Source organism: Citrobacter sedlakii (assembly GCF_018128425.1).
GTDB lineage: Bacteria > Pseudomonadota > Gammaproteobacteria > Enterobacterales > Enterobacteriaceae > Citrobacter_A > Citrobacter_A sedlakii.
The window spans coordinates 3,717,172-3,736,154 of record NZ_CP071070.1 but is presented as its reverse complement, the minus strand read 5'-3'; the positions used below and the strand labels follow the sequence as shown (position 1 = coordinate 3,736,154).

Annotated in this window: 18 protein-coding genes; 8 read left to right on the top strand and 10 right to left on the bottom strand. The window is 54.7% G+C overall.

The window, feature by feature from the left end; all coding sequences use genetic code 11:
• The first annotated feature begins 13 nt into the window (after positions 1–13).
• The 4 genes from lpxC (at position 14) to mutT (ending at position 4,979) form a co-directional block, all read left to right on the top strand.
• Entirely contained in the window at positions 14–931 is a 918-nt protein-coding gene (gene lpxC / locus JY391_RS17850; protein ID WP_211934760.1) for a UDP-3-O-acyl-N-acetylglucosamine deacetylase, read from the top strand.
• 274 nt (positions 932–1,205) lie between these two features.
• Positions 1,206–1,712 (top strand): secA translation cis-regulator SecM, encoded by a 507-nt coding sequence (gene secM / locus JY391_RS17845; protein WP_042290039.1) that lies wholly within the window; start codon positions 1,206–1,208, stop codon positions 1,710–1,712.
• A gap of 61 nt (positions 1,713–1,773) precedes the next feature.
• Positions 1,774–4,479: a preprotein translocase subunit SecA gene (secA, locus tag JY391_RS17840; protein WP_042290036.1), complete on the top strand. Its 2,706-nt coding sequence runs from the start codon at positions 1,774–1,776 to the stop codon at positions 4,477–4,479.
• A 101-nt stretch (positions 4,480–4,580) separates the two neighbouring features.
• Positions 4,581–4,979: an 8-oxo-dGTP diphosphatase MutT gene (gene mutT / locus JY391_RS17835; RefSeq protein WP_211934759.1), complete on the top strand. Its 399-nt coding sequence runs from the start codon at positions 4,581–4,583 to the stop codon at positions 4,977–4,979.
• Between the two features lie 58 nt (positions 4,980–5,037).
• Here mutT and yacG read toward each other — a convergent pair whose 3' ends face one another.
• The 3 genes from yacG to coaE are packed head-to-tail and all read right to left on the bottom strand — an operon-like array spanning position 5,038 to position 6,605.
• Positions 5,038–5,232 carry a DNA gyrase inhibitor YacG gene (gene yacG, locus JY391_RS17830; RefSeq protein ID WP_042290032.1) on the bottom strand — a complete coding sequence of 65 codons (195 nt, stop codon included), beginning with the start codon at positions 5,230–5,232 and terminating at the stop codon, positions 5,038–5,040.
• A gap of 9 nt (positions 5,233–5,241) precedes the next feature.
• The gene (gene zapD / locus JY391_RS17825) at positions 5,242–5,985 is read right to left on the bottom strand and encodes a cell division protein ZapD (RefSeq protein WP_042290030.1); all 744 of its coding nucleotides are present in this window, start codon (positions 5,983–5,985) and stop codon (positions 5,242–5,244) included.
• Complete coding sequence (gene coaE, locus JY391_RS17820) at positions 5,985–6,605, bottom strand: dephospho-CoA kinase (protein WP_200034909.1); 621 nt, start codon at positions 6,603–6,605, stop codon at positions 5,985–5,987. The genes zapD and coaE overlap by 1 nt, the downstream gene beginning before the upstream one ends.
• A gap of 225 nt (positions 6,606–6,830) precedes the next feature.
• On the opposite strand from coaE, the gene JY391_RS17815 reads away from it, so the two are divergent.
• Positions 6,831–7,874, top strand: a complete 1,044-nt coding sequence (locus JY391_RS17815; RefSeq protein ID WP_042290026.1) for a GMP reductase — start codon at positions 6,831–6,833, stop codon at positions 7,872–7,874.
• Between the two features lie 72 nt (positions 7,875–7,946).
• On the opposite strand, the gene hofC is transcribed toward JY391_RS17815, so the two are convergent.
• The 4 genes from hofC to nadC all read right to left on the bottom strand — a co-directional run bounded on the left by hofC (position 7,947) and on the right by nadC (position 12,057).
• The gene (gene hofC, locus JY391_RS17810) at positions 7,947–9,149 is read right to left on the bottom strand and encodes a protein transport protein HofC (RefSeq protein WP_042290024.1); all 1,203 of its coding nucleotides are present in this window, start codon (positions 9,147–9,149) and stop codon (positions 7,947–7,949) included.
• Positions 9,139–10,524: a type II secretion system protein GspE gene (gspE, locus tag JY391_RS17805; RefSeq protein ID WP_211934758.1), complete on the bottom strand. Its 1,386-nt coding sequence runs from the start codon at positions 10,522–10,524 to the stop codon at positions 9,139–9,141. The genes hofC and gspE overlap by 11 nt, the downstream gene beginning before the upstream one ends.
• A gap of 9 nt (positions 10,525–10,533) precedes the next feature.
• Entirely contained in the window at positions 10,534–10,971 is a 438-nt protein-coding gene (ppdD, locus tag JY391_RS17800; RefSeq protein WP_042290020.1) for a prepilin peptidase-dependent pilin, read from the bottom strand.
• Positions 10,972–11,163: 192 nt separating this feature from the next.
• Positions 11,164–12,057 (bottom strand): carboxylating nicotinate-nucleotide diphosphorylase, encoded by an 894-nt coding sequence (gene nadC / locus JY391_RS17795; protein WP_060570723.1) that lies wholly within the window; start codon positions 12,055–12,057, stop codon positions 11,164–11,166.
• Positions 12,058–12,144: 87 nt separating this feature from the next.
• Here nadC and ampD point away from each other — a divergent pair, with 87 nt between their 5' ends.
• Both ampD and ampE read left to right on the top strand, forming a co-directional pair.
• Positions 12,145–12,708, top strand: a complete 564-nt coding sequence (gene ampD / locus JY391_RS17790) for a 1,6-anhydro-N-acetylmuramyl-L-alanine amidase AmpD (RefSeq protein ID WP_211934757.1) — start codon at positions 12,145–12,147, stop codon at positions 12,706–12,708.
• Positions 12,705–13,559: a beta-lactamase regulator AmpE gene (ampE, locus tag JY391_RS17785; RefSeq protein WP_060570721.1), complete on the top strand. Its 855-nt coding sequence runs from the start codon at positions 12,705–12,707 to the stop codon at positions 13,557–13,559. The genes ampD and ampE overlap by 4 nt, the downstream gene beginning before the upstream one ends.
• A gap of 75 nt (positions 13,560–13,634) precedes the next feature.
• Here ampE and JY391_RS17780 read toward each other — a convergent pair whose 3' ends face one another.
• From JY391_RS17780 to aroP, 3 genes are all read right to left on the bottom strand, one after another.
• Positions 13,635–14,585 (bottom strand): glycoside hydrolase family 43 protein, encoded by a 951-nt coding sequence (locus JY391_RS17780; protein ID WP_211934756.1) that lies wholly within the window; start codon positions 14,583–14,585, stop codon positions 13,635–13,637.
• Positions 14,585–15,991, bottom strand: coding sequence for a glycoside-pentoside-hexuronide (GPH):cation symporter (locus JY391_RS17775; RefSeq protein WP_211934755.1), 1,407 nt, complete (start codon positions 15,989–15,991; stop codon positions 14,585–14,587). Before JY391_RS17775 ends, JY391_RS17780 begins: the two co-directional genes overlap by 1 nt.
• A 158-nt stretch (positions 15,992–16,149) precedes the next feature.
• Complete coding sequence (aroP, locus tag JY391_RS17770) at positions 16,150–17,523, bottom strand: aromatic amino acid transporter AroP (RefSeq protein WP_120714903.1); 1,374 nt, start codon at positions 17,521–17,523, stop codon at positions 16,150–16,152.
• 562 nt (positions 17,524–18,085) lie between these two features.
• On the opposite strand from aroP, the gene pdhR reads away from it, so the two are divergent.
• Positions 18,086–18,850, top strand: coding sequence for a pyruvate dehydrogenase complex transcriptional repressor PdhR (pdhR, locus tag JY391_RS17765; protein ID WP_042290003.1), 765 nt, complete (start codon positions 18,086–18,088; stop codon positions 18,848–18,850).
• Positions 18,851–18,983: the final 133 nt, after the last annotated feature.

Genomic DNA, 18,983 nt, shown 5'->3' with positions numbered 1-18,983 from the left:
GCGAGATTATACGATGATCAAACAAAGGACACTTAAACGTATCGTTCAGGCGACTGGCGTCGGTTTACATACCGGCAAGAAAGTCACCCTGACCTTACGCCCTGCGCCGGCCAACACCGGGGTCATCTATCGTCGCACCGACTTGAATCCACCGGTAGATTTTCCGGCCGATGCCAAATCTGTGCGTGATACCATGCTCTGTACGTGTCTGGTCAACGAGCATGATGTACGGATTTCAACCGTTGAGCACCTGAATGCGGCGCTGGCGGGTTTAGGTATCGATAACATCGTTATTGAAGTCGATGCTCCGGAAATCCCGATCATGGATGGCAGCGCTGCGCCGTTCGTCTACCTGCTCCTTGACGCCGGTATCGAAGAACTGAAAAGCGCGAAGAAATTTGTTCGCATCAAAGAGACCGTTCGCATCGAAGATGGCGACAAGTGGGCTGAGTTCAAGCCATACAATGGTTTTACGTTGGATTTCACCATCGACTTTAACCATCCGGCGATCGACTCCAGCACGCAGCGCTATGCGATGAACTTCTCTGCTGACGCGTTTATGCGTCAGATCAGCCGCGCGCGTACTTTCGGCTTCATGCGTGATATCGAATATCTGCAGTCCCGCGGCCTGTGCCTGGGCGGCAGCTTCGATTGTGCCATCGTTGTTGACGATTATCGCGTACTGAACGAAGACGGCCTGCGTTTTGAAGACGAATTCGTTCGTCACAAAATGCTTGACGCGATTGGTGACTTGTTCATGTGTGGTCACAACATTATTGGTGCATTTACCGCGTATAAGTCCGGTCATGCATTGAATAACAAATTGTTGCAGGCTGTTCTGGCAAAACAGGAAGCCTGGGAATATGTGACCTTCGAAGACGACGCAGAACTGCCGTTGGCTTTCAAAGCACCATCGACCGTACTGGCATAACGACACGCGTTGTCGCATAAATTCGACTGGTAAATCTGGCACTCTCTCCGGCCAGGTAAGCCAGTCGTTTTTTTTTGCTCGTTGAGCGGGCCGGTATGGGTAACAGACTTTCTTCAATGTCAAAACCCATTCTGCACTAAAATGCTGTGCGAACGCTGGTTTCTTAAGCGTTTTTAACCGTATCTTCTCATCAATACTGCTGTAGTACCTGAGCATTAATGATAAGATTTGTGCGCAAAAAACGTTTGAATAACATTTATGGGATGGCTTTAACGTGAGTGGAATACTGACGCGTTGGCGACAGTTAGGTAGACGCTATTTCTGGCCGCATCTCTTATTAGGGATGGTCGCGGCGAGTCTTGGTCTGCCTGCGCTCAGCAATGCCGCGGAACCCAACACGCCAGCTAAAGCGGCGGCCAGTCGCCACGATCAACAGGTCAGCGTTAATTTCAGCCAGCTTGCTTTGCTGGAAGCCTCCAACCGTCGGCCTAATTTTACTGTCGATTACTGGCATCAGCACGCCATCCGCACCGTTATCCGCCATCTCTCCTTCGCCATGGCGCCGCAGGCATTGCCCGTGGTCGAAGAGCCGTCGCCGCTTCAGGCGCATCATTTAGCCTTACTGAACACGCTCAGCGCGCTGCTGACTCAGGAAGGCACGCCCGCTGCGACTCCGCAGCGCGTCGCGTACGCCCATTTCATGCCGCTGGCCGTCTTTACCGTTCCTGCCTGGATAAGCCAGGCGCAGGGTATTCGTGCCGGTCCTCAACGCCTCAGCTAAAAACAGAAAACCTTCCTCTGATAATTATGACTCCGCTGTGCGGGGCGTTTGAGATTTTAATATGCTAATCAAATTGTTAACTAAAGTATTCGGTAGCCGTAACGATCGCACGCTGCGTCGTATGCGTAAAGTGGTCGGCGTGATCAACGCCATGGAACCGGAAATGGAAAAACTCACCGACGAAGAGCTGAAAGCCAAGACCGGAGAGTTCCGTGCGCGTCTCGAGAAAGGCGCTAGCGTGGAAAGCTTGATCCCGGAAGCGTTCGCCGTGGTGCGTGAAGCGAGCAAGCGCGTATTCGGTATGCGTCACTTCGACGTGCAGTTGCTCGGTGGTATGGTTCTGAACGATCGCTGCATCGCAGAAATGCGTACCGGCGAGGGTAAAACCCTGACCGCGACGCTGCCCGCCTACCTGAACGCGCTGAGCGGAAAGGGCGTACACGTGGTGACAGTGAACGATTATCTGGCGCAGCGTGACGCCGAAAACAACCGTCCGCTGTTTGAATTCCTCGGCATGACCGTCGGCATTAACCTGCCGGGTATGCCTGCGCCCGCCAAGCGCGAAGCCTACGCCGCTGACATCACCTACGGCACCAATAACGAATACGGTTTTGACTACCTTCGTGACAACATGGCGTTCAGCCCTGAAGAACGCGTCCAACGCAAACTGCACTATGCGCTGGTGGATGAGGTTGACTCCATCCTGATCGACGAAGCGCGTACTCCGCTGATCATTTCCGGTCCGGCTGAAGACAGCTCGGAAATGTACAAGAAAGTGAACAAAATCATCCCACACCTGATTCGTCAGGAAAAAGAGGACTCCGACACCTTCCAGGGTGAGGGACACTTCTCGGTGGATGAAAAAGCGCGCCAGGTTAACCTGACCGAACGCGGTCTGGTGCTGATTGAAGAACTGCTGGTAAAAGAAGGCATTATGGATGAAGGCGAGTCGCTGTACTCTCCGGGCAACATCATGCTGATGCATCACGTTACCGCCGCGCTGCGCGCGCACGCGCTGTTTACCCGCGACGTTGATTACATCGTTAAAGACGGTGAAGTCATTATCGTTGACGAACACACCGGGCGTACTATGCAGGGGCGTCGCTGGTCTGATGGTCTGCACCAGGCGGTTGAAGCCAAAGAAGGCGTGGACATTCAGAACGAGAACCAGACGCTGGCTTCGATTACCTTCCAGAACTACTTCCGTCTGTATGAAAAACTGGCCGGTATGACCGGTACGGCAGATACCGAAGCGTTCGAATTCAGCTCCATTTACAAGCTGGACACCGTGGTGGTGCCGACTAACCGTCCGATGATCCGTAAAGATATGCCGGATCTGGTCTACATGACCGAAGCGGAAAAAATTCAGGCCATCATTGAAGATATTAAAGAGCGTACCGCAAAAGGCCAGCCGGTGTTGGTGGGGACCATCTCGATTGAGAAATCGGAAGTGGTGTCTAATGAACTGACGAAAGCGGGCATCAAACATAACGTCCTGAACGCCAAGTTCCACGCCAACGAAGCGGCTATCGTTGCCCAGGCGGGGTATCCGGCAGCCGTGACCATCGCGACCAACATGGCGGGTCGTGGTACGGATATCATGCTGGGCGGCAGCTGGCAGGCGGAAGTCGCCGCGCTGGAAAATCCGACGCCAGAACAAATTGCGCAGATCAAAGCAGACTGGCAGGTGCGTCATGATGCCGTACTGGCTGCGGGGGGTCTGCATATTATTGGTACAGAGCGTCACGAATCCCGTCGTATCGATAACCAGCTGCGCGGTCGTTCGGGCCGTCAGGGGGATGCGGGTTCTTCCCGTTTCTACCTGTCAATGGAAGATGCGCTGATGCGTATCTTCGCCTCTGACCGCGTGTCCGGCATGATGCGTAAGCTCGGCATGAAACCGGGTGAAGCCATCGAGCATCCGTGGGTAACCAAAGCTATTGCTAACGCCCAGCGCAAAGTGGAAAGCCGTAACTTCGACATTCGTAAACAGTTACTGGAATACGATGACGTCGCCAACGATCAGCGTCGCGCGATCTACACCCAGCGTAACGAACTGCTGGATGTCTCTGATGTGAGCGAAACCATTAACAGCATTCGCGAGGATGTGTTTAAAGCAACCATCGATGCTTACATTCCGCCGCAGTCGCTGGAAGAAATGTGGGATATCCCTGGCCTGCAGGAACGTCTGAAAAATGACTTCGACCTGGACATGCCGATCGCGGAGTGGCTGGATAAAGAGCCGGAACTGCACGAAGAGACACTACGCGAGCGTATTCTTGCGCAGGCTATCGAGGTGTATCAGCGTAAAGAAGAAGTGGTCGGCGCTGAGATGATGCGTCACTTCGAAAAAGGCGTGATGTTGCAGACGCTCGACTCTCTGTGGAAAGAACACCTGGCGGCGATGGACTATCTGCGTCAGGGTATCCACCTGCGCGGCTATGCGCAGAAAGATCCGAAGCAGGAATATAAGCGTGAGTCCTTTGCGATGTTCGCCGCGATGCTGGAATCGCTGAAGTATGAAGTGATCAGCACGCTGAGTAAGGTCCAGGTACGTATGCCGGAAGAAGTGGAAGCGATGGAGCAGCAGCGTCGCGAAGAAGCGGAACGTCTGGCGCAGATGCAACAGCTGAGCCATCAGGACGACGATAGCGCGGCGGCGGCTGATCTGGCAGCGCAAACCGGCGAACGCAAAGTTGGCCGTAACGATCCGTGCCCGTGCGGTTCCGGCAAGAAATACAAACAGTGCCATGGCCGCCTGAGCTGAGCCCAGGCATCATTGCCGGGTAACGCTACGTTTATCCGGTTAACGGTAAGTGACCAACAAAAAGGCGCGGGAGACTGCGCCTTTTTTATGGATGCGACAAGATGAAAACACTGCACATCGCGGTCGGGATTATCCGTAATCCGCAAAATGAAATTTTTATCACCCAGCGCGCCGCTGATGCGCATATGGCGAATAAGCTGGAATTTCCCGGAGGAAAGTTTGAAACGGGTGAAACGCCGGAGCAAGCCCTGGGCCGGGAGTTACAGGAAGAGGTGGGGATTACCCCGACGACCGTCACGCTGTTTGAAAAGCTGGAATATCAATTTCCGGACCGGCATGTCACCCTGTGGTTCTGGCTGGTGGAAGCCTGGCTGGGAGAGCCGTGGGGCAAGGAAGGTCAACCAGGCAAGTGGGTTGCTATTGAGGCGCTCAGGGAAGATGATTTTCCACCCGCTAACGAACCGGTCATTGCGAAGCTAAAACACGCTTTTCAGGGTTAAACACTTTTGTAGGCCGGATAAGCACACTGAATTGCGCCATCCGACCTCCAGGCGACGGTTACTGTTTTTCTTCGCTCCAGTCGTCGCTGTCTGACAAATCGCCGCTGCTCGGAATGCGTTTTTCCTCGGCGGCCCATTCTCCCAGATCGATTAACTGACAGCGTTTACTACAGAACGGGCGAAACGGGCTAATCTCGCCCCAGACGACCGTTTTACCGCAGGTAGGGCAGTTGACGGTGATCGTTTCTGACATTTTTACTCCTTAACAGCAGGCCAGCTCAAAATCGAGGCGCTCAGGTACCACGCCGTGTTCGCTATCAAGCGGCATAAAACGAATGGCAAAACGGCTCTTGTGACCGGAAATTTGCGGATAAAGCAGAGATTCGAACGGCAAATTGAGACGCAGTAAATCAGCATCTTCGCCGTTATCCTGATAAAAACCGTTCAGGCTGGTCTGTTTGCGGAACGGCGCGGAGTTGCGAATGAGATCGAGGATCAGCGTCAGCGCCTGGTTTAGCGGATTCAGGCTGGCAAGCCAGGCATCCACTTGTGCGTCACGCTGAGCCTGTGGCAAATGCAGCCACATGTGCAGCGTGGGTAAATCAAAACTGCAGCAGCCGCCAGGAATGCTCAGGCGCTGGCGAACCAGCGCAATTAACCGATCTTCGCGTAAAAACTGCCCGATACGCGGCGCGGAAATCAAAACAGTTCCCGTCGTTTTTAGCTGCTGGCGCAGTGCTTCAATACGGCTTTGATCGACGCCGGGTACTTCTATCCATGCCTGAAGTTTACGCTGCTGGCGTTCAAGCTCTTTCAGCAATTCTGTACGCACTTCCCCGCGTTCGAACACGTCCAGCAAGTCCCCGACATTGCGAAAAAAATGCAGTGCGTCCGCATGGGTGGCGATGGGGAGATTAACCGAAAGTTGTTGAATTAAAAACTCAATGCGCAGCCATGTACGCATTTTTTCATTGAGCGGGTGTTCAAAAAGGACGTGGGTGTGCATTACGGTTTTTCCTGTGAGACAAACTGCGACGCAAGCTGTAAATACAGCGCGTGCAGGCGGGCGACATCCGACCTGATGGACTCTGGTGCGCCGTTATTATCAATAACATCGTCTGCCGCGGCAAGGCGCGCTTCACGTGTTGCCTGGGCGGCGAGGATCTGTTCGGCATGTGCGCGGGTAACATCGTCGCGCTGCATGGTGCGTAAAAGCTGCGTCTCGGGCGTCACGTCGACCACGAGAATGCGGTTCGCTTTGGTCGTCAGGCCATTTTCAACCAGCAGAGGAACAACCCAAAGTACATAAGGGGATGTCGCCTGCTGAAACTGGCGCTGCGTCTCCTGCTGAATAAGCGGGTGCAGCAGGGCATTTAGCCAGGCTTTCTCGTGCGGATTGGCGAAGATCCGCTCGCGTAGCAGACGACGCTGTAGCCTACCGTCTGCGTCGAGTAACGCCTGACCGAAGTGGTCGGCAATAGCGGCCAGCGCGGGCTGGCCAGGCTCGACGACCTGGCGGGCAATCATATCTGCATCAACAATCTGAATTCCGAGGTCAGCGAACGCGTTGGCGACGGTACTCTTGCCGCTGCCAATGCCGCCCGTTAAGGCCACTGTATACCTCATAAGCTCAGTTCCCGGTCATTTATTTTAATAATCAATTGGTTGAATATTGATCGCATCAGAGTGAAATGGCGCAAAAGCTGTCCCGCCTTTCACCAGGTAAATTTATGGGATTGTAGCGTAAAAAAAGAGAATTTCGCAGTCTTGCGCGGCACTGATTAGTGCGTATGATAGCGTCACTGGAGTTGCGCTCTCATACTTATAGCCCTTAACCCCAGGAATCCGCACATGCGTATTGAAGAAGATCTGAAGTTAGGTTTTAAAGACGTTCTTATCCGCCCTAAGCGTTCTACTCTTAAAAGCCGTTCCGATGTTGAGCTGGAACGTCAGTTTACCTTCAAACACTCAGGTCAGACCTGGTCTGGCGTACCTGTCATTGCCGCCAATATGGATACCGTCGGGACGTTCGAGATGGCGACCGCGCTTGCCTCATTCGATATTCTGACCGCCGTCCATAAGCATTACTCCGTTGAAGAGTGGTCCGCGTTTATCGGTGAAGCGCCTGCCAACGTGCTGAAACACGTGATGGTCTCTACCGGTACTTCTGACGCGGACTTTGAGAAAACCAAACAGATTCTGGCATTAAGCCCGGCGCTGAACTTTGTCTGCATTGATGTGGCTAATGGTTACTCTGAGCACTTCGTTCAGTTCGTGTCAAAAGCGCGTGAAGCCTGGCCGACGAAAACGATCTGCGCCGGTAACGTTGTGACGGGCGAGATGTGCGAAGAACTGATCCTCTCAGGCGCCGATATCGTCAAAGTCGGGATCGGGCCAGGGTCTGTCTGCACCACGCGGGTCAAAACCGGTGTTGGTTATCCGCAGCTTTCTGCGGTGATCGAATGCGCTGATGCGGCGCACGGTCTGGGCGGAATGATTGTCAGTGACGGCGGTTGCACTATGCCAGGTGATGTGGCTAAAGCCTTCGGTGGCGGCGCTGACTTCGTGATGCTCGGCGGTATGCTGGCAGGGCATGAAGAGAGCGGCGGCAAGATCGTTGAAGAAAATGGCGAGAAGTTCATGCTGTTTTACGGGATGAGTTCCGAATCGGCCATGACCCGTCACGTTGGCGGCGTTGCACAGTACCGTGCAGCGGAAGGCAAAACCGTTAAGCTTCCTCTGCGTGGCCCGGTGGAAAACACAGCCCGTGATATCCTCGGCGGCCTGCGTTCTGCCTGCACTTACGTTGGCGCATCGCGTCTTAAAGAACTGACCAAACGCACGACCTTTATCCGCGTACAGGAACAGGAAAACCGCATTTTCAACAGCCTGTAATCCTTTCCGTTTGTCGGATTAGGCATGAATGCCTAATCCGGCTTTGAGTTCTGTTCCCGCTCTTCAATCGCTTCAGCCTACTGTGCTCATCGCATCCCCCAGATGGAATATCGGCAGATACATGGCAACCACCAGCGTGCCAATAATTAACCCCGTAATGACCAGCAAAGCAGGTTCCAGCAATGCGGCGAGACTGTCGGCCAGCGCCAGCGTGTTCTCACTATGATGCCGGGCAAGATTATGCAGCATCGTGTCCAGTGAACCGGAAACTTCTCCTGTTCTAATCAGTTGCAGGCACAGCGGGCTGAAGACTTGCGCATTTTGAAATGCCTGCCAGACCGGAAGACCGTGACTGATATCACGTTGGACTTGCGCCAGTCGCTGGGACCAGTAGGGACATTGCAGGCTTTCCCGTACGCTCTCCAGCGCCGGTAAAAATGCGATCCCTGCGCGTTGTGTTAACGCGAGAATGGTAAAAATCTGCGTGAGTTTTTGCCCCCTGAGCAGGCGACCCATTACCGGTATGCGCAGCAGCCAGCGCTGGCGCGTTATCAGCCATGAGGAACGGTGCTTCACCGCGCTGTTTGCCGCAATGACTCCGCCGCTCAGCAGTAAAATCAACCAGCCCTGGTTTGCACTCCAGTCGGCGAACGTGATGATCCCCTGCGTCAGCGCCGGTAGGGGCGTGTTGAAGGTCCGGTAAATGGCGGCAAACTCGGGTAAGACAAAGTGCAACATGGCCAACACCACAAAGAAAGCCATCGCCAAAATGATAAAGGGATAACGCAACGCTTTCTTGATCTTATCGCTTAACTGTTTGTGGGCGTTTTGCTGCCGGGCCAGTTCGAAGCAGCATTCGTCGAGCTTTCCGGTCAGTTCACCGGTGCGAATCATCGCCTGATACAGCGGAGGAAAAACATCTGGCCATTGCGCCAGCGCGCTGGAGAGGGGCGTACCCTGCTCCAGTTCGTGCGCCAGGCTCTGCAACAGCGCTTGCCACTGTTTTCCCGGTTGTTGTCCGGCGAGAAGCGCCAGCCCGTCGGAGAGCGTCAGGCCCGCCTTCAGCAGCGTGGCGAGTTGATGAATCACTTCCGAACATCTCCCGGCGCGCCACAGCGCGCGGTTAACGCGCAGCGGCTTCACGCGCAGTGGCGTTATCTTGCGTTGTTCGAGCGCCAGCAGCAGTAAAGCCTGGCTTTCGGCCCATAATGCGCCCTCGCCAGGTAAGCCATCGCTGTCGATGCCTTGCCATCGCCAAAGCGTTTTACTGCTCATTGGGCATCCCCAGAATGCGTACCAGCTCTTCAAAGGTCGTTAACCCCTGGTCGACGGCGCGGCAGCCGCTTTCAAAAAGCGTGAGCATACCGGCTTGTCGGGCATAACCTTCCAGTGCTTCAACGGGCGCGCCACTGGCGATGTGCTGGCGCAGTTCAGCGGTAACGGGGAGAACTTCAAACAGCGCCGTACGCCCATAAAAGCCGTGATAACAGTGCTCGCAGCCTACCGCCTGCCAGCGCGGCAGCGCGGTTGGGCATAATGTCTGCGGCAAACGGATCGGGTCGTTAGTCAGCCGTCGACAGTGAGGGCAGAGCTTTCTGACCAGCCGTTGCGCCGCCACAAGATTTAAGGCGGAGGAGAGCATCCAGCGCGCCACTCCCATTTGCTGCAAGCGGATCAGTGCCTCGCAGCTGGAGTTGGTGTGCAGCGTGGAAAGCACCAGATGACCCGTTTGCGCGGCTTTAATGGCGATTTCGGCTGTTTCGCCGTCGCGGATCTCTCCGATCATAATAACATCGGGATCCTGGCGTAACAGCGCCCGTAAGACGCCCTGAAAGGTGAGCCCCGCACGCGGATGGATCTGCGTCTGGTTGATGCCGTCCAGCGGGATTTCCACTGGATCTTCAACGCTGCACAGATTCACCTCCGTGGCGTTTCGCATCTGGAGAGCGCTGTACAGTGTCACCGTCTTTCCGCTGCCCGTCGGTCCGGTCACCAGCACCAGCCCCTGGGGTTGTTGCAAGGCATGAATGAACGCCGAAAGCTGCGAGTCGTGCATCCCCAGGGCGGTGACATCCAGCGCCTGACTAACCTGGTGCAACAAACGCAAAACAACCTTTTCGCCATGACGACAGGGTAACGTGGCGATACGAAACGAGACGGTGGAACCGGCCAGCCTGACGGTGAACTGCCCATCCTGCGGCAGGCGGTGTTCAGCAATATCCAGTTGACCTAACACCTTCAGGCGGGCCGTCAGGGCTAATCCCGTTTCTTTGGCGACAGTGGGCAGGTTGTATAACACCCCGTCAACACGCAGTCGAATGCGGAAATGGTGTTCCGCAGGCTCAATGTGGATGTCGGATGCGCGTTTAGTCATCGCCGCCTGAAGGGTTTTATCCAGCAATGCTGCCGCGCTGAGGCTGGCTTCCGGTACGACCGCAGGCAGCGTTTGTGGCGGATGATGCAAATGCCCTTCCATTTGCTGGCGTGTCCAGCAGGCGATCTCAATGCGTTTTGTCGTCGCAAAATGCAAAGCGTCAAGCAGTTCATGAGACGGCGCGTCCACGACGGCGACGTGTACCACGTCACTGTCTGCATCAAGTAAGATGCCGTTATGACGCTGACAAAGGGCGGTAAGTTGAGTGGTATTCATCGCTGCTCCTTAGTTGCCGTCAAAACGAAAAACATCTTCACAAGCCTGCTGTAACGCACCGTCATTCTGAATAGTGCAGTTACGCGTCCAGCCCGTAATGCCGTTTGCGTTATCCCAGTTCGGCGTCATCGTGACGCTCAGACCGTTCAGGCTCTCCTGACCACTGAGTGATACCACGCCCTTCGCCACGCTCATTCCTGAGACATAGCGCGTTGTAGTGGGTGAGGGGATGCCGTTGCTTCCGCCATCGCAGGTGACGATGCCGCCATGTTCAAGCGCGCACAGTTCGACTGCAGTGCGGTAAGGAATAAATGTTTGCAGCATGTCCGTTAGCGCAGCCTTGCGCAGATAGTTTTGGTACGCCGGAATGCCGATGGCGCTGAGAATGGCGATAATGCCGATGACCACCATCAGTTCGATCAGGGTAAATCCACGTTGTTTATCCATTGTTCGCTCCTTGAGTCAGTGGCGGTCACTTTGGCAAACGGGATAAAGACACGCGAGCATCAAAAAGAGAAACGGGAATCAGGGTTCAGAGGAAGTTGTCAGCGTTTCATCACAGGACAAGGGATTTACGAGGCGGCTCGAGAAAAGCGCCAGACAGGCCCGGTGAGCGACAGCGTCACCGGGCAAAGAGGGTTAACGGAAACGCATCGAAAGGTCCAGCGCGCGCACGTGCTTAGTGAGCGCGCCGACGGAAATGAAATCGACACCGGTTTGCGCAAATTCGCGCAGCGTCTTGTCCGTCACGTTGCCGGAAACTTCCAGTCGCGCTTGCCCGTTGGCGCGTTTAACCGCTTCACGCATCTGCTCGGTTTCAAAATTATCCAGCATGATGATGTCTGCGCCCGCTTTCAGCGCTTCATCCAGCTCATCAAGGTTTTCAACTTCGACTTCCACCGGCACATCCGGGTGCAGCCAGAAGGCTTTTTCCACCGCCTGACGAACGGATCCGGAAGCAATAATGTGGTTTTCTTTGATTAAAAAGGCATCGGAAAGGCCCAGGCGGTGATTGGCGCCGCCGCCGCACAGCACGGCGTATTTCAATGCGGTGCGCAGTCCCGGCAGCGTTTTACGTGTGTCCAGCAGTTGAGTTTTGGTCCCTGCCAGCAGTTCGACATATTTACGCACTTCGCTCGCGACGCCGGAAAGGGTTTGTACGAAGTTCAGCGCGGTACGCTCACCCGTGAGCAATACCCGGGAAGGACCGTCCAGCTCGAACAGCGGCTGATTCGCGAGGATGCTGTCGCCGTCATCGACGTGCCAGGTAACAGTGACATCATCGCCAGCCAGCTGAATAAACACTTCTTCCACCCAGCGTTTGCCACAAAAAACGCCATTTTCACGCGTGATAACGGTCGCGTGAGAGCGGGTATTTTCCGGCAAAAGTTGCGCCGTAATGTCGTTGCCGGCATCCACTTCGCCACCTAAATCTTCGCGCAGCGCCTGGGCGACAGTGGCAGGGATATCCAGATTAATGCGTTCCAACAGCGCGTCACGTCGGTAGTCAGGGTTATAACGGCGAGGCGGCATGATAAAACTCCAAATTGCTAACGAATCATAAGGTAGAAACATGCTACTCTGAAGCGGCTATAAGCACCACTCAAAAGGAGATCCTGCATGTTGTTAGACAAGGGCTGGCTGGCAGAGGCGCGGCGCGTCCCTTCTCCTCATTATGATTGCCGCCCGGATGACGATCATCCTTCTCTGCTGGTGGTGCACAATATCAGCCTGCCGCCGGGCGAATTTGGCGGCCCGTGGATCGATGCGCTATTCACTGGAACAATTGATCCCACCGCTCACCCCTTTTTTGCGGAAATCGCGCATCTTCGTGTTTCCGCACATTGTCTGATTCGCCGTGACGGTGAAATCGTTCAGTATGTTCCTTTCGATAAACGCGCGTGGCACGCTGGCGTTTCCCGTTACCGTGGTCGCGAGCGCTGCAATGATTTTTCGATTGGCATTGAGCTGGAAGGCACCGATACGCTGGCCTACACCGATGCGCAGTACCAACAGCTGGCGACCATTACGCGCACGCTGATAACGTATTACCCGGCGATTGCCGATAACATAACCGGACATTGTGATATTGCGCCTGATCGCAAGACCGATCCCGGCCCCGCTTTTGACTGGGCGAGGTTTCGCGCTCTGGTCACCCCCTCGTCAGATAAGGAGATGACATGACGCTGTTTACGACTCTACTGGTGCTGTTTGTTGAGCGCCTGTTCAAACTGGGAGAGCACTGGCAGCTCGATCACCGCCTGGAAGCGTTATTTCGGCGCATTACGCGTTTTTCGATGGCGCGCACGCTGGGGATGACGTTTATTGCGATGGCGGTCGCATTCCTGCTTTTACGCGCGCTTCAGGGGCTGTTGTTCAATGTGCCGACGATTTTGGCGTGGATCCTGCTGGGGCTGCTGTGCATTGGCGCCGGGAAAGTGCGGATGCATTATCACGCCTATCTCCAGGCGGCTTCGCGCGATGACGCCCACGCCCGTAAAGCAATGGCCAGTGAGCTCACCCTGATCCACGGCGTCCCGCCGGATTGCGATGAGCGCGAGTTTTTACGTGAATTGCAAAACGCGCTGCTGTGGATTAACTTCCGTTTCTATCTTGCGCCTCTGTTTTGGCTGATCGTCGGCGGTCAGTGGGGGCCGGTGCTGCTGGTGGGCTATGCTTTTCTGCGCTCATGGCAGTCGTGGCTGGCGCGTTACCTGACGCCGCATGAGCGTTTGCAGTCGGGTATTGACGCCATTCTTCACGTGCTGGACTGGATCCCGGTGCGTCTGGCAGGCGTGGTTTACGCCTTGATCGGGCACGGAGAGAAAGCGCTTCCTGCGTGGTTTGCCTCGCTGGCCGACATGCATACCGCGCAGTACCAGGTGTTAACCCGACTGGCGCAGTTCTCGTTGGCGCGGGAACCGCATACCGATAAGGTCGAGACGCCGAAAGCGGCGGTATCGATGGCCAAGAAAACGTCGCTGGTGGTGGTAGTGGCGATCGCTTTCCTGACCATTTACGGGGCGCTGGTGTAGCGGATTGAGTGGCCGGCGTACAGCGCTTATCCGGCAGGGGGCGCCCGGTAAGCGTTGCGCTACCGGGCTACGTATTCAAATCGTATCCGCTGGCGGCACGCCAAAATCAGGCATCCCGTTTTCATCCCAACGAACGCGCTTCAGGCGGGTGTGACGGTTGGGATCGTAGAGCGGGTCCCCTTCAATTTCGGTGTAGTTGCGTGCGTGATACACCAGCACATCTACTCCTTCCGGTGTTTGCGTAAAGCTATTATGGCCCGGGCCGTACTGACGGTTTTCGTGGCTGGTGGTAAAGACCGGACGCGGCGATTTGCGCCAGTTTGCCGGATTTCGCGGATCGGCATTCATATCAATCCACAGAAGCCCCATGCAGTAGTTTTCATCCGTCGCGCTGGCGGAGTAGCTGACAAACAGTTTATCGCCATGAGTGAGCGCCGCCGGGCCTTCATTGACCCAAAATCCCCGACATTCCCAGTCATATTCCGGTTTGCTGAGCATCACAGGTTCGCCTTTAATGGTCCACGGGTTTTCCATTTCGGCAAGATAGATGTTGGAGTTACCGGCGATATGCGGGGATTTTTGCGCCCACAGATACCACTGTTTTCCCTGATGATGAAAGGTAGTGGCATCGAGCGCGAACGTGTCAAACGGCGTTTTGAACTGGCCTTTTTCGTACCAGACGCCAGTGAGCGGGTCGGCATCCGCACATTCCAGCGCATACATCCGGTGCTGGAACATCCCCAGTTTGTCGAGCGCCTGGGTATGGGCAGCGGCGAAATAGATATACCACTTACCGTTGATGCGGTGAATTTCCGGCGCCCAGATCAGCTCGCACATCGGGCCGGTTTCCGGTTTACGCCAGACGATAACCGGTTCCGCGCTGCGCAGGCCCTCCAGGGTGTTCGCCCGTCGGATTTCCAGCCGATCATATTCCGGCACCGAGGCAATAAAGTAGTAGTCGCAGCCGTCTCGCAGAATAAACGGATCGGCGCGTTGCTCAATAAAGGGGTTTGGCCAGTCTTGCATTAGGCTTTCCTTACGCTTTCAGCGGCTTTCAGTTCCTGATATTCGTTAAGCTCGCGGTAATTGGTGCGGCGCTTTTCCAGATCGTCCTGTATGTGTTTCATCAGTTCACGGTCGACTTTTAGCAGACGAACCACGCCCGCGGTAATGAGATAACCGACGCCCGGGATCACCGTAAACAGCAGTACGATGCCGTTGATTGCCGTGTCGCTCTGGGTTTTCGCGCCAGCGTCATAGCCGTACCAGGAGAGCAGAAAGCCTACCATCGCCCCGGCGATCGCCAGGCCCAGCTTCAGGAAGAAGAGATTACCGGAGAAGCTGATGCCGGTGATACGTTTGCCGGTTTTCCATTCGCCGTAGTCGTCAACGTCCGCCATCAGCGACCAGTGCAGCGGCGACGGGATCTGATGCAGAATATTCAGCAGGAAATAGAGCACGACAATCAACGCGGTGGCTTTCGGGTCGAAGAAGTAAAATGCGCAGGAGAAGAGGGCCAGCGCGATGTTGGTCCAGAAGAACACTTTCAGCTTGCACCAGCGGTCGGTCAGCACTTTCGCCAGCATACTGCCGATCATCATGCCAACCACGCCCAGGCTGATAAACAGCGTGGCGAAGTGGGTGCTTTGTCCCATCACCCAGGTCACGTAGTACATGGTCGCCGCCATCCGAATGAAGCCCGGGCAGACATTGCACAGCGTCAGCAACAAAATGCGCACCCACTGATCGTTTTTCCACACGTCTTTAAAATCGTTTTTCATGTCATCGTGGGTGGGAACGGCAGGGCGGACGCGTTCGCGAACGGTGGCAAAGCAGAACAGGAACATACACATGCCGATAATCGCCAGCACGGTCATCGCCATCTGGTAGCCTTTGGCTTTGTTGCCGCCACCAAACCAGTCGACCATTGGCAGCAGCGTAAGCGACAGCAGCAACGTCGCGATACCGACTAACACAAAGCGATAAGACTGGCAGGCCACGCGTTCTTTAGGATCGTTGGTGATCACGCCGCCTAACGAGCAATAGGGAATATTGATGGCGGTATAAGTGATCGACAGCAGGAAATAGGTGACAAACGCATAGATAACCTTGCTGTTATACGTCCAGTCTGGGGTGGTGAACATCAGGATACTGAACAGCGCATAGGGGAAAGCGATCCACAGCAGCCAGGGGCGGAAACGACCATATTGACTTTGGGTGCGATCGGCGATGGCGCCCATCACCGGGTCGGTGACCGCGTCAATGACGCGCACAGACAGTAACAGTACACCCACCAATGCGGGTGCCAGACCAAAAATATCCGTATAAAAATAGTTAACAAACAACATGATGGCGCCAAAGATGATGTTACATCCGGCGTCGCCCATGCCATAACCAATCTTCTCTCGTACCGAAAGTTTACCCTTTTCCATTGAGACGTCTCCCCATCAGGTGATGGAGTGAATTATTCGTCTGCGAGTGAATAATTGCGTTGCAGGATAGCGCCGCTGATATGGACGAAATAGCTATTGGCAGGAAAGTGTGAAGCAGATAACACCCCTCACCCGGCGGGCGGGCGAGGGGAAGAGAATTAATGCGCTTTGGCGGTCTTCGCCGTTTTCTGCTTGCACAGATAACCGACGCCCAGGACCAGCAGCCATACGGGGATCAAATAGACTGAGATCGCCATTCCCGGCGTGATTAACATAATTACCAGTACCGCAGCCATAAACAGCAGGCAAACCCAGTTTCCGAGCGGATAGAGCAGAGCCGGGAAGCGCGTTTTAACGCCCTGTTGCTGTTTCGCGCGACGGAACTTGATGTGCGCCAGACTGATCATCGCCCAGTTAATGACCAGTGCGGAAACCACCAGCGCCATCAGCAGGCCAAACGCCGACTCCGGCGCCATATAGTTAATGAGTACGCACAGTGCGGTGACCAACGCAGAAACCAGAATGGTATTGACCGGTACGCCGCGTTTGTCGACGGAAAGCAGCGCTTTTGGCGCGTTGCCCTGCTGCGCAAGGCCAAACAACATTCGGCTGTTGCAGTAGACGCAACTGTTATACACCGACAGCGCCGCGGTCAGCACCACGATGTTCAGCGCATTCGCCACAAAGGTGTCGCCCAGCTCGTGGAAGATAAGGACAAATGGGCTGGTGTCAGCGGTTACGCGCGTCCACGGCAGCAGGGAAAGCAGCACTGCCAGTGAGCCCACATAGAAAATCAGAATACGGTAGATAACCTGGTTGGTCGCTTTCGGAATGCTTTGCTCCGGGTTATCGGCTTCCGCCGCGGTGATCCCCACCAGCTCAAGCCCTCCAAAGGAGAACATAATGATCGCCATCATCATGACCAGCCCGGTCCAGCCATGCGGCAGGAAGCCGCCCTGTTCCCACAGGTTGCGCACGGTAGCCTGCGGGCCGCCGTTGCCGCTGAACAGTAGCCAGCCGCCGAACAGAATCATCGCCACCACGGCGATCACTTTAATAATGGCGAACCAGAACTCCATTTCACCGAACACTTTCACATTGGTCAGGTTGATCGCGTTGATCAGCACAAAGAAGGCCGCCGCCGAGACCCAGGTCGGGATCTCCGGATACCAGAACTGGATGTATTTACCGACGGCGGTCAGTTCCGCCATCGCGACCAGCACATACAACACCCAGTAATTCCAGCCGGAGGCAAAACCGGCAAAACTGCCCCAGTACTTATAGGCAAAGTGGCTGAACGAACCGGCAACCGGCTCCTCCACAACCATTTCCCCTAACTGACGCATGATCAGAAAAGCGATAAACCCTGCGATCGCATAACCCAGAATGATACCGGGACCGGCTGACTGGATAACGGAGGCGCTTCCCAGGAACAGGCCTGTCCCGATTGCGCCGCCCAGCGCGATTAGCTGGATATGGCGGTTTTTTAGCCCGCGCTTAAGCTGCTCGCCGTGCTGCTGACTGTCCATCATGAAACCTCGTGTGTGGTGCGCTCTTTCTGTGATGAGCGTTTATGTAGTAACGACGCAGGATGCGTGTGTAAGTTAACAATTCCGTTTGTTGTATTTTTTTGTTTACAGTTGTGTTTAATGAAATGTCGCCGGAACTCTTTTGTCTGGATAAGAATAATGGTATGCGCAGGCGAATGCACCTGCTTTATGAATGGTTGATGACGAGTTGCATAAAAAGAAAGCAGATGTAACAGCCCTTCGTTAATCTCACACGCCATATCTCAGCCCAACAGATTGCGTATTAATTTATTTTATTTGCATGAATATGCAAGTGAATCGGTTCAATTTGGATTTTATTTCGTTTCAATAAGGTTAAAACTGGCGCGGGGGCGGTAAATTTAACATTTGTGCATAGTTACATGTTTGAAACGTTATTTCTGTAATGTTGTTAAAATGTGCGTGGTTTCCTGATTTCAATCAAAACCTGTATGGACAGAAGGTGAATACTTTGTTACTTTAGCGTCACAGACATGAAATTGGTAAGACCAATTGACTCCGGGCAAATGGCTTAAGACAGGACATCATGGCCTACAGCAAAATCCGCCAACCAAAATTATCAGATGTGATTGAGCAACAGCTGGAGTTTTTGATTCTTGAGGGCACCTTGCGCCCCGGCGAAAAACTCCCACCGGAACGCGAACTGGCGAAACAGTTCGACGTCTCCCGTCCCTCCCTGCGTGAGGCGATCCAACGTCTCGAAGCGAAGGGCCTGTTGCTTCGTCGCCAGGGCGGCGGCACTTTTGTTCAGAGCAGCCTGTGGCAGAGCTTCAGCGACCCACTGGTAGAATTGCTCTCCGATCATCCTGAATCCCAGTTTGACCTGCTCGAGACGCGCCACGCGCTGGAAGGCATTGCGGCCTATTACGCGGCGCTGCGCAGCACGGACGAAGACAAAACGCGGATTCGCGAACTGCACCATGCGATTGAGCTGGCGCAGGAGTCGGGTGACCTGGACGCTGAGTCCGATGCGGTTCTGCAATATCAAATTGCTGTCACCGAAGCGGCACACAATGTGGTTTTGCTCCATCTGCTAAGGTGTATGGAGCCGATGTTGGCCCAGAATGTCCGGCAAAACTTCGAATTACTCTATTCGCGTCGCGAGATGCTTCCGCTGGTGAGCAGTCACCGCACCCGTATTTTCGAAGCGATCATGGCCGGTAACCCCGAGGAGGCGCGCGAAGCATCGCATCGCCACCTGGCGTTTATCGAAGAGATATTGCTGGACAGAAGCCGTGAGGAAAGTCGTCGTGAACGCGCCTTACGCCGTCTGGAACAGCGCAAGAATTAGTTTTTTCTGGCAGCTCGTTTACCAGAAGATGTTGTTAATAAAGCGCAAAAATGTGCGCGGCAACTAAACGCAGAACCTGTCTTATTAAGCTTTCCGACGAAAGTTTAATGGGACAGGTTCCAGATAACTCAAC

Coding starts and splice junctions, on each gene's coding strand:
- lpxC (WP_211934760.1), top strand. CDS start 14: ATGATCAAACAAAGGACACTTAAACGTATCGTTCAGGCGACTGGCGTC.
- secA (WP_042290036.1), top strand. CDS start 1,774: ATGCTAATCAAATTGTTAACTAAAGTATTCGGTAGCCGTAACGATCGC.
- mutT (WP_211934759.1), top strand. CDS start 4,581: ATGAAAACACTGCACATCGCGGTCGGGATTATCCGTAATCCGCAAAAT.
- yacG (WP_042290032.1), bottom strand. CDS start 5,232: ATGTCAGAAACGATCACCGTCAACTGCCCTACCTGCGGTAAAACGGTC.
- zapD (WP_042290030.1), bottom strand. CDS start 5,985: ATGCACACCCACGTCCTTTTTGAACACCCGCTCAATGAAAAAATGCGT.
- coaE (WP_200034909.1), bottom strand. CDS start 6,605: ATGAGGTATACAGTGGCCTTAACGGGCGGCATTGGCAGCGGCAAGAGT.
- JY391_RS17815 (WP_042290026.1), top strand. CDS start 6,831: ATGCGTATTGAAGAAGATCTGAAGTTAGGTTTTAAAGACGTTCTTATC.
- hofC (WP_042290024.1), bottom strand. CDS start 9,149: ATGAGCAGTAAAACGCTTTGGCGATGGCAAGGCATCGACAGCGATGGC.
- gspE (WP_211934758.1), bottom strand. CDS start 10,524: ATGAATACCACTCAACTTACCGCCCTTTGTCAGCGTCATAACGGCATC.
- ppdD (WP_042290020.1), bottom strand. CDS start 10,971: ATGGATAAACAACGTGGATTTACCCTGATCGAACTGATGGTGGTCATC.
- nadC (WP_060570723.1), bottom strand. CDS start 12,057: ATGCCGCCTCGCCGTTATAACCCTGACTACCGACGTGACGCGCTGTTG.
- ampD (WP_211934757.1), top strand. CDS start 12,145: ATGTTGTTAGACAAGGGCTGGCTGGCAGAGGCGCGGCGCGTCCCTTCT.
- ampE (WP_060570721.1), top strand. CDS start 12,705: ATGACGCTGTTTACGACTCTACTGGTGCTGTTTGTTGAGCGCCTGTTC.
- JY391_RS17780 (WP_211934756.1), bottom strand. CDS start 14,585: ATGCAAGACTGGCCAAACCCCTTTATTGAGCAACGCGCCGATCCGTTT.
- JY391_RS17775 (WP_211934755.1), bottom strand. CDS start 15,991: ATGGAAAAGGGTAAACTTTCGGTACGAGAGAAGATTGGTTATGGCATG.
- aroP (WP_120714903.1), bottom strand. CDS start 17,523: ATGATGGACAGTCAGCAGCACGGCGAGCAGCTTAAGCGCGGGCTAAAA.
- pdhR (WP_042290003.1), top strand. CDS start 18,086: ATGGCCTACAGCAAAATCCGCCAACCAAAATTATCAGATGTGATTGAG.